The sequence below is a fragment of the Stenotrophomonas sp. CFBP 13718 genome (assembly GCF_014842145.1).
Lineage (GTDB): Bacteria > Pseudomonadota > Gammaproteobacteria > Xanthomonadales > Xanthomonadaceae > Stenotrophomonas.
In genome coordinates, this window is record NZ_JACYVC010000013.1 from 1 (window position 1) to 14355 (window position 14355).

Here is a 14355-nt window from a genome sequence, read left to right on the forward strand (position 1 = left end):
GGATGGCGCGAAACGAGGCACGCAGGAGCGGCTTTTGCCGTCCCCCGACCCGCCCCACCGCCCGGCCCCCCCCGATGCAGCAGCAGGCAACCAGTCGCGAGGGTCTCACCCGCTCGACCAGTCCCCCCGCACAGTCAGCACAATCAAGACGCCAGCTCACGCGACATTCGCCCGCCAGTAACCCAGGCAGGCAGAAGGTGGGCCTGCGCCGACCAAGGCGCCATCCCTCAAGTGAGCGCCATCATGGGTACGCAGAACAAAGACGATAAGTCGCAGGACAAATCGCAGCAGGGTCGTCAGCCGCAGCAGCAGCAACAACAGGCGGATGCGCAGAAAACCAAGCAGCCGCAGGACAAGCCGCAGCAGGGATCCAAGCAGCAACGCTGACGCCACACCGTGAAAGCGAGGAAAGGGTGCCGGCCAAGGGCCGGCACTGCCGCATCCAGTCAATCAGGAATCGGCAGGCTCCACGTCTCCTTGACCTCTTCCATCACGATGTAGCTCTTTGATTCGCGCACATGGGGCAGGGTCAGCAAGGTGCTGCCAAGCAGCTTGCGGTACGACGCCATCTCGCTGATGCGTGCCTTCAGCAGATAGTCGAAATCCCCCGACACCAGATGGCATTCCAACACGTTGGGCAGCTTCAGGGCCGCGCGGCGGAACTCCTCGAAGATGTCGCCGGACTTGTACGCCAAGCTGATTTCCACGAAGACCAGCAGGCTTGCCTTCACCGCCGCGGGGTCCAGATGGGCGTGGTACCCGGTGATGACCGCCTCGCGTTCCAGCCTGCGCACCCGGTCCGTACACGGCGTCGTCGACAGTCCGACGCGTTCGCCCAGTTCAGTGAAGGAAATACGGCCCTCCGCCTGCAGGATGCGCAGTATTTTTCGGTCAATTTTGTCGAGGTCGCGGATACGCGTGGCCATCGGGTCACCTGCGGAGTATGGATTTCAGGTGAATATCCTGATCTGCTTTCAAAAAACGCGCAAATTCACTGGTTTGTGCTGACTATACTTCTCCGAATAGGGTCCCAGCGTGCCTGTGCGCAGGGAATGATCGGGTTGGAGAAGTTTCATGCGCGTTCTCATCCTTGGCAGCGGCGTCATCGGCACCACCAGTGCCTGGTACCTGCGCCAGGCCGGTTTCGACGTCACCGTGCTCGACCGTCAGCCGGGGCCGGCGCTGGAGACCAGCTTCGCCAATGCCGGCCAGCTCTCGTTCGGCTACACCTCACCGTGGGCGGCGCCGGGTGTGCCGCGCAAGGCGATCGGTTGGCTGTTTGAAAAACACGCGCCGTTGGCGATCCGCCCCGGCATGGACTTGGCCCAGTACCGCTGGTTGTGGCAGATGCTGCGCAACTGCACGCACGAGCGCTACGCGATCAACAAAGCGCGCATGGTGCGCATGTCCGAGTACAGCCGCGACTGCTTGAACCAGTTGCGCGCGGAAACCGGCATCGACTACGAAGGGCGCGAGCTGGGCACCACGCAGCTGTTCCGCACCCAGCAGCAGCTGGACGCGTCCGCGCAGGACATCGAGGTGTTGGCGCAGTACGGCGTGCCGTATGAGGTGCTGGACCGTGCCGGCATCATCGCGGCCGAGCCCGCGCTGGCGCACGTGGATGGGCTGGTGGGGGCGCTGCGGCTGCCGCGCGACCAGACCGGTGACTGCCAGCTGTTCACCCGTCGGCTGGCGGCAATGGCCGCCGAGGCGGGCGTGGAGTTCCGCTACGACGTGGATATCGCCGGCGTGCAGCACGACGGCGACCGCATCACCGGCGTGCGCGTGGACGGCAAACTGGAAACCGCCGATCACTACGTGGTGGCGCTGGGCAGCTACTCGCCGGCCTTGGTCGCCCCCCTCGGGCTGGACCTGCCGGTGTACCCGTTGAAGGGCTACTCGCTGACCCTGCCGATCACCGACCCGGCCATGGCGCCGACGTCGACGATCCTGGATGAGAGCTACAAGGTGGCGGTCACCCGCTTCGACAACCGCATCCGCGTAGGCGGCATGGCCGAGGTCGCGGGTTTCGACCTGTCCCTGTCGCCGCGCCGCCGCGAGACGCTGGAGTTGGTGGTGCGCGATCTGTATCCCAAGGGCGGTGACCTGTCGCGCGCCGAGTTCTGGACCGGGCTGCGCCCGGCCACGCCGGATGGCACGCCGGTGGTGGGCGCCACGCCGTTCCGCAATCTGTTCCTCAACACCGGCCATGGCACGTTGGGCTGGACGATGGCTTGCGGCTCGGGACGCTACCTGGCTGACCTGATGAGCGCGCGCCAGCCGCAGATCAGCACGGAAGGGTTGGATATTTTCCGCTACGGCAGCAAGGCCGTTCCGGCATCGCACAGGGAGAGCCTGCAATGCGCCCCGCACGTGCGTTGATCGACCTGGAAGCGCTGCGCAGCAACTATCGGCTGGCGCGGGAGCTGGGCGGTGGCAAGGCGTTGGCCGTGGTGAAGGCCGATGCCTACGGCCACGGTGCGGTGCGCTGCGCGCAGGCACTGGAAAGCGAGGCCGATGGCTTTGCGGTCGCCACCATCGAAGAAGCGCTGGAGCTGCGCGGGGCAGGTATCCGCGCGCCCATCCTGCTGCTGGAAGGGTTCTTCGAGGCCAGCGAGCTGCTGTTGATCGCCGAGCATGGCCTGTGGACGGCCGTGGGCGCGCCCTGGCAGGTGGAGGCGCTGGCTGCGTTCGCATCGCCGGTACCGTTGACAGTGTGGTTGAAGCTGGACAGCGGTATGCACCGCCTCGGCCTGGACGTACCGACGTTCCGCGCCGCGCACGCGCGTCTGTCCGCATTGCCGCAGGTGGGCGAGATCGTGCTGATGACGCACTTGGCGCGCGCCGACGAACTCGACAGTGAACGCACGCATGAGCAGGCGGCGCTGTTCGCCGCGGCGATCGACGGCTTGGCGGGCAGGACCAGCGTGTGCAATTCGCCGGCCTTGCTGGGCTGGCCGGATGTGCGCAGTGACTGGGTACGGCCGGGCCTCATGCTGTACGGCGCCAATCCCCTTGCCGTCGGTTCGGACGTCACCGCACGGCTGCGGCCGGTGATGACCATGTGCTCGAAGGTGATCGCCGAGCGGTGGATCGAGGCTGGCGAGCCGGTGGGCTACGGGGCGCGCTTCGTTGCCCCCCAGCGCACCCGGGTCGGGGTGGTGGCGATGGGATACGCCGACGGCTATCCCCAGTTCGCTCCGAATGGCACGCCGGTGGTGATCGACGGGCAGCCCGGTGAAGTCATCGGCCGGGTATCGATGGACATGTTGACCGTGGACCTGACCCGGCACGCAGCGGCGGGCGTGGGTAGCGAGGTGCAGCTGTGGGGTGGGCAGGCGTTGTCACTGTCCGAGCTGGCGCCGCGGTGCGGGGTGAGCGCGTACCAGCTGCCGTGTGCGGTCAAGCGGGTAAGGCGCGAGTACTGCTGAGCCGCGATGGGCTCGGCTCCTTCCACGCCTGGCGTGGAAGGCCCGGGCCCCGGGATCCGCTCAGTTGGCGGCGATCCGCTTGGCCAGGTCGCGGCGCACCCAATCGTCGATGAGCTTCTTTTCGTAGCGCAACGGGTCGCTGCTGCTGTGCAGGCCCACGCTGCCGTGCAGGTAGCCGCTGTCACGCAGCGCGGCTTCGCCCTGGTCGATCACGGTGCCGTCCGCCCCCTTCAGGGTGTAAGCCAGGGTGATCCGGGGTGGATAGATGTCACGCATGATGCGGATGTCGCTGGCCCGCGGCCCCTGCCACGGCTCGAAATCACCGGCACGCTTGATGTCCACGAAGGTGACATCCAGCAGCTGGCCGGGCTGCAGGCTCTTGCTGGCGGTCTTGCGCGTGTACTCGGCCAGTTGCTGTACCCAGTTGCCGCGCTCGGCCTCGAACCGGTTGGTGCTGTTGCGCAGTTCGGTGAATCCGCTGGGGTCGTTCCACTTCACGCTGACCGGGCCGTCGGCTTCCAGTGCGCGCGGCGCCTGGGGATCGGTAACGGTACGCGGCGCCGCCGTGGCGGTGATCGCCGCAGTAGCAAGCAAGGTGGCCAGCAGCAGCCGGGGTGTCGAGAGGCGGGTCATGACCTGGCTCCAGCGCCGCAGGCGGCGCAGTGGGTGTGCGATCCAGTGTGGGCCTGTCGTCGGGGCCGGACAAGGGCCCGGCGGTCGCAGGCGGTCCGCGCTCATGGGCAATTCATCGCCTGATACGTGACCGTTGGCGCTTGACGCTGCGAATACGCAGTCTGGACCATGCTGTGCTGACTGTTCCCAGGCTGACCATGCCCTTGTCCTCTCTCGATACGACCGTGGAAACCCCGTCCCGCCCGGCTGTGCCCAGTGCTGCGGACCACCACCGGCATGTGCTGGAACGCATGTATGCGGGGTTCTGCGTGATCAAGGTGCTGTTCGAGAACGAGCGGCCTGTGGATTACCTGTTCCTTGAAGTGAACGATTCCTTCGCCCGCCATACCGGTCTTATCGATCCGGTGGGCAAGCGCATGTCCGAGCTGGAGCCTGGCCATGAAGCGGACTGGTTCCGCATCTACGGCCGTGTCGCCCGCACGGGCCAGCCCGCCCAGTTCGAGATGGAGGCGCGGGCGCTGGGCCGCTCGTACTCGGTCGATGCGGTGCAGGTCGGGGCAGCGGGGGATGATACGGTCGCGGTGTTGTTCTTCGACGTCAGCGCACGCAAGCAGATCGAGGGCGAGCTGGGCGAGAGCGAAGCGCGCTTCAGTGCACTGGCGGATGGATTGCCGATGCCGGTGTGGGTGCTGGACGAGCTCGGCCATTCGCGGTTCGTCAATAGTGCGTTCACCGAGTTCTTCGGCGGCGACGAAAGCCGCCTGCCGGAAGACGTGTGGCGGGGGCTGGTGCATCCCGACGATGCGTCGGTGTTTGAGTACGAACTGCGCGAAGCGCTGTCGGCGCAGCGCTCGATGCAGACGCTGGTACGGGCGCGCCGCGCCGATGGCGAATGGCGCTGGCTGGAGATGAACGCACGTCCGCGGTTCTCCCGTCAGGGTCACTTCGTCGGCCTCGCGGGCAGCAGCCCGGATGTCACTGAACGCCGGGAGATCGAACTGGCGCGCGAAGAGCTGCTGCAGTCCGAGCGCGCAGCACGCAGCGCGGCAGAGAACACGGCGCGGCTGAAGGACGAGTTCCTGGCCACGTTGTCGCACGAGCTGCGTACGCCGTTGACCACCATCCTGGGCTGGAGCGAGCTGTTGCTGCAGCGGGTCGAGGCGGACAGTCCGCTGCGCAAGGGCCTGGGCGTGATCGCCAGCAGTGCCAATGCGCAGAAGCGCCTGATCTCGGACATGCTGGACCTGAGCAGCATGCTGCTGGGCAAGGTGCAGCTGGAAGTGGAAGTGCTGGATCTGCGCGACCAGCTGAACGAGGCGCTGGGTGCGCAGGAACTGGTGGCAGAGGGCAAGGCGCTGGACGTCAGCATCGAGCTGCCCGATGGTCCCTGCCTGGTGCTGGGCGATGCGACACGCATGCAGCAGGTGTTGTGGAACCTGCTGTCGAACGCGATCAAGTTCACCCCGGCCGAGGGCTTCCTGAAGCTGCGGCTGGAAGACCTGCCCGACGGCTGGCAGGTGACCGTGCAGGACAGCGGCGATGGCATCGCACCGGAATTCATCGGCCATCTGTTCGGACGCTTCCGCCAAGCCGACGGAACCACCACGCGACGCCATGGTGGACTTGGCCTCGGCCTGGCCATCGTGCAGCAGCTGGTGGAGCTGCATGGCGGCACGGTGTCCGCTGCCAGCGAAGGCCACGGCCATGGCGCGACCTTTACCGTGCGGCTGCCGCGCTATGTGCAGGACCAGGGCTCGCGCCCGCTGCGCGAGGTGATCAGCGGCGGCCCCATCATCGAGCGCGTGGTGGAGCCCTATCCACTGCGCGGCCTGCACGTGCTGGCCGTGGAAGATCAGGTGGAAGTGCTGGAATACCTGCGCCGCATGCTGGAAGAGCAGGGTGCAGCGGTAACCGCTGCGGCGTCCGCCGGCGAGGCGCTGGCATTGCTGGACGAGAACCGCCACGAACGCTTTGATGTATTACTGACCGATATCGGCATGCCAGGGATGGACGGCTACGGCTTGATCCGTACGCTGCGCGAGGACATGGCCGTGGACGCGGCGGCGTTGCCGGCCGTGGCAGTGACCGCACTGGCACGCGCGGATGATCGTCGCCGTGCGTTGGCGTCCGGGTTCCAGGAGCATGTCGCAAAGCCGTATTCGGTGGCGCAGTTGGTGGCCGCCGTGCGGCACGTGCAGCTTCCCGCCACGCAGGCCGCGTTGCACTGAGTTTTCACGACCCATGAGCGACGCTGCAGGCAGGAGGTACCTACCCATGTCCAGAACCGCCCCGCGTATCCATACCGACCCGGCGCGCATTGCTGCGCTGGAAGCCTTGATTCCCCGCCTCGATGGCGACTCACGTGTGCAGCTGATGCTCGATGACGGCCGCCGTGTGCTGGGTACCGTCGCGGTACGCCCGACGATCCAGCAGTATCGCGATGAAGCCGGCGATGAAGGCAGCAACGGCCAGCTGCGGCTGGATGATCTCGATACGCCCGCCCAGCAGCACAACGTGTGGTTGGATGAGATCGTCGAGATCCGCGACCTGCCCCCGGTGACGGGGCGCTAGCGCAACCACACAGGGACGGGCCGTTGGACGGCCCGCTCCCGCTGGGGATCAGTGTTCGAACGGTGTTGCGGTTGCTTCGAAGCGGCGCTCGTAGGCGCGCTCGTCTGCGACGCGGCTGATCTCCTCATCGGCCAGGTCCGGTGCCCCATAAACCGCATAGGCAACGCTGCCATCGCCGGTCTTGCCGACCTGATGCAGGCGGTAGCGGGCATGTCCACCGCCGGTATCTTCCGGATAGTGCACGGGCGGCTGACTGCCCTCCAGGTCCATCTCACTGTTGTCGACCACGCCACCGACGAACAAGGCACGCATGCGGTATCTCCAAGGATTGCGGGGGTGCCCCTACCCTGACCGCTGGGGTGTTCGCGTTGCATCAAGGGGATGTTGGGTTTTCGCAAAGCGGGCGGTCAGCAAGCCGGTGGCGCGGAGCCGCTACAATGGTCGCCCCCTGAAGATTCCAAGGCTTACGTGCCCGATGGCCGCCCGCGACGACGCCCCGCTGCAGACCTTGTTCCTGCCCTTGTCCCAAGGCCTGCTGCGCTGGCCGCAGGGGCCGGCGGCCTTCCTGCGCGCGCGCGATGGCTGGCCATTGCGCGAGCAGGCGCAGGGTCGGGAGGTCATCTGCGAGCAGAGCTTCGCCCCCTTCGCACAGGCCCTGGAGGCCGGTGGCTTCGAGGTTGCCGCCGAACTGGGTGCCGAGCAGGCGGGCCGCTATGCGTTGGTGCTGGTCCTGCCGCCGCGCCAGCGCGACGAAGCGCGCGCGCTGTTTGCCCGTGCGCTGACCCTGCTGGCACCAGGCGGGGTGATTGTCGCCTGCCAGCACAACGATGAAGGCGCACGCTCGGGCGAGGGCGACTTCAAGCAGTTGACCGGGCTGGGCGGCAGCCTGACCAAGCACCATTGCCGCGTGTACTGGAGCGCCCCTGCAGCGGGACAGCACGACGAGGCGCTGGCCAAGCGCTGGGCGGCACTGGATACCCCGCGCCCGATCCTGGGCGGGCGCTTCATCAGCCGCCCCGGGGTGTTCGCATGGGACCGTACGGACCCTGCGTCGGTGCTGCTGGCCGAGCATCTGCCCGCCGATCTGGCCGGGCGTGCGGCCGACCTGGGCGCCGGCTACGGCTACCTGTCGCGCGAACTGCTGGAGCGCTGCCCCGCCATCAGTGCGTTGGACCTCTATGAAGCGGAAGGACGCGCGCTGGACCTGGCGCGGTTCAACCTGGCCGAGCCGCCGCGCGCGCTGCCGGTGCAGTTCCTGTGGCGCGACGTCACCGCCGGCATCGAGCCGGGCTACGACGTGATCATCAGCAATCCGCCCTTCCACACGCCCTCGCGCGAGAACCGGCCGGACATCGGCCAGCGGTTCATCGCCGTGGCCGCGCAGGCGTTGAAGCGGGGTGGCCGGTTGTTCGTGGTCGCCAACCGTCACCTGCCCTACGAAAACGTGCTCAACGACAGCTTCGGCACCGTGCGGGTCGTGGCCGAGCGTGATGGGTTCAAGCTGATCGAGGCGGTGCGCGGAGGCAGCCGGTGAAGCTGGTCAAGCTGATTGCAAACCTGGGCTACGGGAGCCGCAAGCAGGTGCAGTGGCTGTTTCGCGAGGGCCGCGTCACCGATGCGGAGGGCGAGGTCCTGTACGCCGACGATCAAGTGGCGCACGAGGCCATCCGCGTGGACGGCGAGCCGCTGGACGCCCCGGTCGGGTTGACCATCGCCCTGCACAAGCCGCGCGGTGTCACCTGTTCGACCAAGGACAAGGGGCGGCTGGTGTATGACCTGCTGCCGCCGCGCTACCGCGATCGTGACCCGGTGTTGTCCACGGTGGGTCGACTGGACCGCGATACCAGTGGCCTGCTGCTGCTGACCGACGACGGTGGGCTGCTGCACCGGATCATCTCGCCGAAGGCCAAGCTGCCGAAGGTGTATGAGGTGGAGCTGGCTGAGGACCTGCGCGGTGACGAGGCAGGACAGTTCGCCAGCGGCGCGCTGATGCTGGAAGCGGAGAAGACCCCGCTGCTGCCGGCCGAGCTGACCGTGCATGGCCCGCGCAGCGCGACGCTGGTGCTGCATGAGGGCCGCTACCACCAGGTGCGGCGGATGTTCGCTGCGGTCGGCAACCACGTCGACGCGCTGCACCGCAGCCGTGTGGGTGGGCTGGGACTGCAAGGGCTGGAAGAGGGGCAGTGGCGTCCGTTGGATGCGACCGATCTGGACACCCTGTTCGCGCCGTGAGCGAGATTGCCGCTTTGCCGTGCCGCCCCGACGCCGTCATCTTCGACATGGACGGTCTGATGATCGACAGCGAGCGGGTGTCGATTGCCTGCTGGAGCGAGGCATCGGCGGCAATGGGCATCGCGCTGCCCGATGGATTCTTCCTGCAGATGGTGGGGCTGGGTGATCGTGACTGCGAGCGGCTTCTGCTGCAGCACGTCGACGAGGCGCGGATCGCCTCCCTGTTTTCGAACTGCCATGACCTGTACGAGGCGCGCACCCAGGCCGGCCTGCCGCTGCGCCCGGGCATCCTGGAACTGCTCGATCTGCTGAAGACGCACGGCGTGCCGCGTGCGGTGGCGACCTCTACCCGGCAACCCCGCGCCAACCGCAAGCTGGGGGCCAGTGGCCTTCTGCCGTACTTCGACGCGGTGGTGACCAGCAGCGATGTGCAACACCCCAAGCCGGCGCCGGATATCTACCTGTTGGCCGCGCAGCGGCTGGGCAAGGACCCGGCGCGCTGCCTGGCGCTGGAGGATTCGCCCGCCGGCACGCGGGCCGCCGTGGCCGCGGGCATGACCGCCATCCAGGTGCCCGATCTGGTGCATCCGGATGACAGCCTGCGTGCGCTGGGCCACCGCATCGTGGACTCACTGCATGACGTGCGGGCCCTGCTGGTGCCCTGGTTGGCGGCTGCACGCTGAGGCACCCTCGCGCGGTGTGGGGTGACGCCGAGCCTGGCTCGGCGCTACCTGGCGCTCCCGTCACGACCGTTATCCGGCTGCGCCCAGCGGATCGGCTCAGACCCGGCCGAACACCAACGCGGCGTTGGTGCCGCCGAAGCCGAAGCTGTTGGACATCACCGTATCCAGCTGCTGCTCGCGGCTCTCGCGCACGATCGGGAATCCTTCCACCTTCGGATCAAGCTCGGTGATGTTCGCCGAACCGGCAATGAACCCATCGCGCATCATCAGCAGGCAGTAGATCGCCTCGTGCACGCTTGCCGCACCCAGCGAATGGCCCGACAGCGCCTTCGTCGACGACAGCGGCGGAATGGCCTCGCCGAATACTTCGCGGATCGCACCCAGCTCGGTGACGTCGCCCAGCGGCGTGGACGTGCCGTGCGTATTGAGGTAATCCAGCGGACGGTCCACGTGTTCCATGGCCATCTTCATGCAGCGCACCGCACCTTCGCCGGACGGAGCGACCATGTCGGCGCCATCGGAGGTCACGCCATAGCCGATCAGCTCGGCATGGATGGTGGCACCGCGCGCAATGGCGTGGTCGTAGTCTTCCAGCACCAGCATGCCACCGCCGCCGGCGATGACGAAGCCGTCGCGGTCCTTGTCATACGGGCGCGAGGCCGTGGCCGGGGTCTCGTTGAAGCCGGTGGACAGCGCGCCCATCGCATCGAACATCACGCTCATCGACCAGTGCAGGTCTTCACCGCCACCGGCGAGCATGATGTCCTGCGCGCCGTGGCGGATCAGGTCGGCGGCCGCGCCGATGCAGTGTGCCGAGGTGGCGCAGGCGGCCGACAACGAATAACTGAGGCCCTTGATCTGGAACGCGGTGGCCAGGCAGGCCGACACCGTGCTGCACATCGTGCGCGGCACCATGTACGGGCCGACCTTGCGCACGCCGCGGCTGCGCAGGATATCGGCCGCTTCCACCTGCCACTCGCTGGAGCCACCGCCGGAACCGGCGATCAGGCCGGTACGCGGGTTGCTCACCTGTTCGGTGGTCAGGCCGGCATCGGCGATGGCATCGCGTGCGGCGATGTAGGCGAACGCCGAGGCATCGCTCATGAAGCGCTTGAGCTTGCGGTCGATCAACGCATCCAGGTCCAGGTCCACGCGACCACCGACCTGGCTGCGCAGGCCGGCTTCGGCATGGTCAGGCAGGGCGGTGATGCCGGGGCGGCTGGCACGCAGGTTCGCCGATACGGTGTCCAGGTCGTTGCCCAGGCACGAGGTGATGCCCATTCCAGTAATGACGACGCGACGCATCAGAAGTTCTCGGTGGAAGTGAAGAGGCCCACGCGCAGATCCTTGGCGACGTAGATTTCGCGGCCATCCACCAGCATGCGGGCGTCGGCCTGGGCCATCACCAGCTTGCGGTTGATGACCCGGGTGATGTCGACTTCATAGCTGACCAGCTTGGCGTCGGGCAGGACCTGGCCGGTGAACTTCACGTCGCCACAGCCAAGCGCACGGCCCCGGCCGGGGGCGCCGAGCCAGGTCAGGAAGAAGCCGGTGAGCTGCCACATGGCATCCAACCCCAGGCAGCCGGGCATGACCGGGTCGCCGGCGAAGTGGCACTTGAAGAACCAGAGGTCCGGACGGATATCCAGTTCTGCGCGTACCATGCCCTTGCCGTGCGGGCCGCGGTCATCGCGGATGTCGGTGATGCGGTCGAACATCAGCATCGGGTCGTTGGGCAGGCGCCCGGCGCTGGCGCCGAACAGTTCACCGCGGGCGCTGGCCAGCAGCTGGTCGCGGTCGAACGCGTGGAGACGAGTCATGGAAAGCACGATCCTGGAAGCGAAGAACGGGTAATCAAGCGCCCGAGGATGCATGACGGGAATGGTTTCAATCAAACATTTCCACCGTACGCACGCGTAGTGTGTACAGCTGAAAACGCGCATCCTGTTGATGTGCAACGACCATACTTCGGCGTGTGGCCCACCAAGGTCGAATGCCCCCTTTCCCTTCATCATGAGCACTATGCGCAAGATCATCCACGTTGACATGGACGCGTTCTACGCGTCGGTGGAGCAGCGCGATGACCCGTCACTGCGCGGAAGGCCGGTGGTGGTGGCGTGGCGTGGGGCGCGTTCGGTGGTCTGCGCGGCCTCCTACGAGGCCCGGGTGTTCGGCATCCGCTCGGCCATGCCGGCACTGCGGGCTGAACGGCTGTGCCCGGATGCCGTGTTCGTGCCGCCGGACTTCGCCCGCTACAAGGCGGTTTCGCGGCAGGTACGCGAGATCTTCCTGCGCCACACCGACCTGGTGGAGCCGCTGTCGCTGGACGAGGCGTACCTGGATGTGACCGTGCCGAAATCCGGCATCGCGCTGGCAACCGACATCGCCCGCGAGATACGCACGCAGATCCGCGATGAGACCGCGCTGACCGCCTCTGCCGGCATCGCGCCGAACAAGTTCCTGGCGAAGATCGCGTCGGACTGGCGCAAGCCGGATGGGCAGTTCGTGGTGACGCCGCAGCGGGTGGATGCGTTTCTGCTGCCGCTACCGGTGAAGAAGGTCCCGGGCGTCGGCGCGGTGATGGAGGGCAAGCTGGCAGCGTTGGGCATCATCACCTGCGGCGACCTGCGCGCCTGGTCGGCGGCGTCGCTGGAGGAAGCCTTCGGCAGCTTCGGCCGCAGCCTGTACAACCGCGCGCGCGGCATCGACGAACGTCCGGTGGAGCCCGACCAGCAGGTGCAGTCGATATCGTCGGAGGACACCTTCGCCGAAGACCTGCCGCTGGATGCACTGGAGCCGGCCATCGTGCAGTTGGCCGAGAAGACCTGGACAGCCACGCGCAAGACCGACCGCATCGGGCATACCGTGGTATTGAAGCTGAAGACCGCGCAGTTCCGCATCCTGACCCGCAGCTACACGCCGGAGCGCGCGCCGGAATCAATGGAAGCGCTGCGTGACATCGCACTGGCCCTGCGGGCCCGCGTGGACCTGCCAGAAGACACCCGCTACCGGCTGGTCGGCGTCGGCCTGGGCGGCTTCCGCGAGCGCGAGCCCGTCCTGCAGGGCGACCTCTTCCAAAACGGGGACGGAGGGAATTAATCGAAATTAATTCCCTCCGTCCCCGTTTTCGTCAGTAGGCGGCGGTGATGATTTCGCGCGGGTGGGCGTTGGTTTCGAGTTCTTCGACAAAGGCGGCGCCATAGTCGGCGTAGCTGATGCGGCTGTGGCCGTCAGCGTCGGTGAGGAAGGTCCTGGCCTGTACGCGGTAGGTTCCGCGTTCTTCACCGGGGCCGATTTCTGCGGCGGGCGAGAAGAACGTCCAGTCGATGTCCTGTACCGGGCGCAGCTGGGTCAGTGCATCGCGTGCGGCGAGTGCGAAGGGTTTGTAAGCGGCCGGGAAATCCGGTGTGTCGACCAGTTGCAGGCCCGGGGCGACCTCCAGGCTGCCCGCACCCCCTACCACCACCAGCCGCGGCACGCTGGCTTCGCGCGCGGCTGCCACCAGTTGCGCGGCCACGACGGGGATCTGGCCGATGTCATCGCCGGGGCGCGGGCCGTAGGCGCTGGCCAGCACATCGTGTCCACGGATGACGGCGGCCAGTGCGGCGGCATCGTCCAACGGGGCGATGGCCAGGGAAGCGCCTGCCAGCTCGGCGGGGAGCGCTTTTTCACTGCGCACGATGGCCGTTACCTGATGGCCCTTGGCCAAGGCGTGGCGGGCGATCTGGCGACCGATGTTGCCGGTGGCACCGACGAGGGCGATCTTCATGGGGGAGCTCCGTAGCGGTTGGGAGCGATCACTGTAGGCGTCGCCACTGGTTCGAAAAACAGCGTATAACGACCGTGTTTGTTGCATGGATCGAACAAGTGGACCGACTTACTGCCATCGACGTGTTCATCGAGGTCGCCGAGCGCGGCAGTCTGACGGCTGCGGCGGAGGCCCTGGACATGTCACGGCCCATGGTGACCCGTTATCTGGCGGAGCTGGAGCAGTGGCTCGGCGCGCGCCTGCTGCACCGGACGACCCGCCGGGTGGGGCTGACGGGGCCGGGCGACGTTGCGCTGTCGCATTTCCAGCAGATGCGTAGCGTGCGTCAGGCGCTGGAAGATGAGCTGGCCAGCCAGGATCCCGAGCCGCACGGTGTGTTGCGCGTAACGGCCAGCGTGTCGTTCGGGCAGCTGCATTTGGCGCCCGCCGTTGCGGACTACGTGAAGCGCCACGCGCAGGCACGGATCGAACTGCTGATGGTGGACCGCATCGTCAATCTGGTGGAAGAGCGCATCGATCTGGCGGTGCGCATTTCACGGAAGATCGATCCGGCGCTGATAGCGCGGCGGTTGGCGGACTGCCGGTCGGTGCTGTGCGTGGCCCCGGCTTACCTGCGGCAGCACGGCACGCCGCAGAGCGCGGAAGAGCTGGCATCGCACAACTGCCTGACCCATCACTACGTGGGCAAGGGGGTATGGCGGCTGCGGCGGGATGGGCGCGAGGTGGCGGTGAGTGTATCGGGCAACATCAGTGCCAACGATTCGTCGTTGCTGCTGGAGGCGGTGCGCAGCGGGACGGGGATCGCCATGCTGCCCGCTTACCAGGTGAATCCGCTGTTGGCCAGCGGCGAACTGGTGGCGCTGCTGCCGGACTACACGCTGGACGTGATGGGGCTGCATGCCGTGTACGCCTCGCGTCGACAGCAATCGACATTGCTGCGCAGTTTCGTCGACTTCCTGGTGGACCGCTTTTCAGGCCCTGCGTTCGCGTCCTATTGCTGAGCCCGTGCGGACGCAGCGGAGAGCAGTCCGCAGAG

At 67.0% G+C, this 14355-nt stretch carries 16 protein-coding genes; 10 read left to right on the plus strand and 6 right to left on the minus strand.

Annotated features, from left to right (window positions below; all coding sequences use genetic code 11):
- Nucleotides 1–243: 243 nt before the first annotated feature.
- Nucleotides 244–387, plus strand: a complete 144-nt coding sequence (locus IFT58_RS16625) for a lana protein (RefSeq protein WP_188325942.1) — start codon at nucleotides 244–246, stop codon at nucleotides 385–387.
- Nucleotides 388–446: 59 nt separating this feature from the next.
- Here IFT58_RS16625 and IFT58_RS16630 read toward each other — a convergent pair whose 3' ends face one another.
- A complete protein-coding gene (locus IFT58_RS16630) occupies nucleotides 447–926 on the minus strand; it encodes an Lrp/AsnC ligand binding domain-containing protein (protein WP_188325943.1) in 480 nt (159 codons plus the stop codon).
- A gap of 148 nt (nucleotides 927–1074) precedes the next feature.
- Here IFT58_RS16630 and IFT58_RS16635 point away from each other — a divergent pair, with 148 nt between their 5' ends.
- Both IFT58_RS16635 and alr read left to right on the plus strand, forming a co-directional pair.
- Nucleotides 1075–2382 carry a D-amino acid dehydrogenase gene (locus IFT58_RS16635; protein WP_192096212.1) on the plus strand — a complete coding sequence of 436 codons (1308 nt, stop codon included), beginning with the start codon at nucleotides 1075–1077 and terminating at the stop codon, nucleotides 2380–2382.
- Nucleotides 2361–3431: an alanine racemase gene (gene alr, locus IFT58_RS16640; RefSeq protein WP_192096213.1), complete on the plus strand. Its 1071-nt coding sequence runs from the start codon at nucleotides 2361–2363 to the stop codon at nucleotides 3429–3431. The genes IFT58_RS16635 and alr overlap by 22 nt, the downstream gene beginning before the upstream one ends.
- A gap of 60 nt (nucleotides 3432–3491) precedes the next feature.
- Here alr and IFT58_RS16645 read toward each other — a convergent pair whose 3' ends face one another.
- On the minus strand, nucleotides 3492–4064 hold the full coding sequence (locus IFT58_RS16645) for a DUF3016 domain-containing protein (RefSeq protein WP_192096214.1): 573 nt from the start codon (nucleotides 4062–4064) through the stop codon (nucleotides 3492–3494).
- Nucleotides 4065–4354: 290 nt separating this feature from the next.
- Here IFT58_RS16645 and IFT58_RS16650 point away from each other — a divergent pair, with 290 nt between their 5' ends.
- Together IFT58_RS16650 and IFT58_RS16655 are read left to right on the plus strand one after the other, a co-directional pair.
- Nucleotides 4355–6292: an ATP-binding protein gene (locus IFT58_RS16650; RefSeq protein ID WP_249405117.1), complete on the plus strand. Its 1938-nt coding sequence runs from the start codon at nucleotides 4355–4357 to the stop codon at nucleotides 6290–6292.
- A gap of 46 nt (nucleotides 6293–6338) precedes the next feature.
- Nucleotides 6339–6635, plus strand: a complete 297-nt coding sequence (locus IFT58_RS16655) for a DUF3247 family protein (protein ID WP_192096215.1) — start codon at nucleotides 6339–6341, stop codon at nucleotides 6633–6635.
- A gap of 48 nt (nucleotides 6636–6683) precedes the next feature.
- Here IFT58_RS16655 and IFT58_RS16660 read toward each other — a convergent pair whose 3' ends face one another.
- Nucleotides 6684–6947: a hypothetical protein gene (locus IFT58_RS16660; protein WP_188325949.1), complete on the minus strand. Its 264-nt coding sequence runs from the start codon at nucleotides 6945–6947 to the stop codon at nucleotides 6684–6686.
- A 163-nt stretch (nucleotides 6948–7110) separates the two neighbouring features.
- Here IFT58_RS16660 and IFT58_RS16665 point away from each other — a divergent pair, with 163 nt between their 5' ends.
- From IFT58_RS16665 to IFT58_RS16675, 3 genes are read left to right on the plus strand one after another with little or no spacing between them, the layout of a single operon-like run.
- Nucleotides 7111–8169: a class I SAM-dependent methyltransferase gene (locus tag IFT58_RS16665; protein WP_192081099.1), complete on the plus strand. Its 1059-nt coding sequence runs from the start codon at nucleotides 7111–7113 to the stop codon at nucleotides 8167–8169.
- Nucleotides 8166–8867 carry a pseudouridine synthase gene (locus IFT58_RS16670; protein WP_188325951.1) on the plus strand — a complete coding sequence of 234 codons (702 nt, stop codon included), beginning with the start codon at nucleotides 8166–8168 and terminating at the stop codon, nucleotides 8865–8867. The genes IFT58_RS16665 and IFT58_RS16670 overlap by 4 nt, the downstream gene beginning before the upstream one ends.
- Entirely contained in the window at nucleotides 8864–9550 is a 687-nt protein-coding gene (locus IFT58_RS16675) for an HAD-IA family hydrolase (protein ID WP_192081101.1), read from the plus strand. The genes IFT58_RS16670 and IFT58_RS16675 overlap by 4 nt, the downstream gene beginning before the upstream one ends.
- 96 nt (nucleotides 9551–9646) lie before the next feature.
- On the opposite strand, the gene fabB is transcribed toward IFT58_RS16675, so the two are convergent.
- Entirely contained in the window at nucleotides 9647–10855 is a 1209-nt protein-coding gene (gene fabB / locus IFT58_RS16680; RefSeq protein ID WP_192096217.1) for a beta-ketoacyl-ACP synthase I, read from the minus strand.
- Nucleotides 10855–11370, minus strand: coding sequence for a 3-hydroxyacyl-[acyl-carrier-protein] dehydratase FabA (gene fabA / locus IFT58_RS16685; RefSeq protein ID WP_192096219.1), 516 nt, complete (start codon nucleotides 11368–11370; stop codon nucleotides 10855–10857). The genes fabB and fabA overlap by 1 nt, the downstream gene beginning before the upstream one ends.
- Nucleotides 11371–11563: 193 nt before the next feature.
- Between fabA and dinB the strand changes: the two genes are divergently transcribed.
- A complete protein-coding gene (dinB, locus tag IFT58_RS16690; RefSeq protein ID WP_188325955.1) occupies nucleotides 11564–12649 on the plus strand; it encodes a DNA polymerase IV in 1086 nt (361 codons plus the stop codon).
- 31 nt (nucleotides 12650–12680) lie between these two features.
- Here dinB and IFT58_RS16695 read toward each other — a convergent pair whose 3' ends face one another.
- Entirely contained in the window at nucleotides 12681–13319 is a 639-nt protein-coding gene (locus IFT58_RS16695) for an NAD(P)H-binding protein (RefSeq protein ID WP_192096221.1), read from the minus strand.
- A 98-nt stretch (nucleotides 13320–13417) separates the two neighbouring features.
- Between IFT58_RS16695 and IFT58_RS16700 the strand changes: the two genes are divergently transcribed.
- The gene (locus IFT58_RS16700; RefSeq protein ID WP_192096223.1) at nucleotides 13418–14320 is read left to right on the plus strand and encodes a LysR substrate-binding domain-containing protein; all 903 of its coding nucleotides are present in this window, start codon (nucleotides 13418–13420) and stop codon (nucleotides 14318–14320) included.
- Nucleotides 14321–14355: the final 35 nt, after the last annotated feature.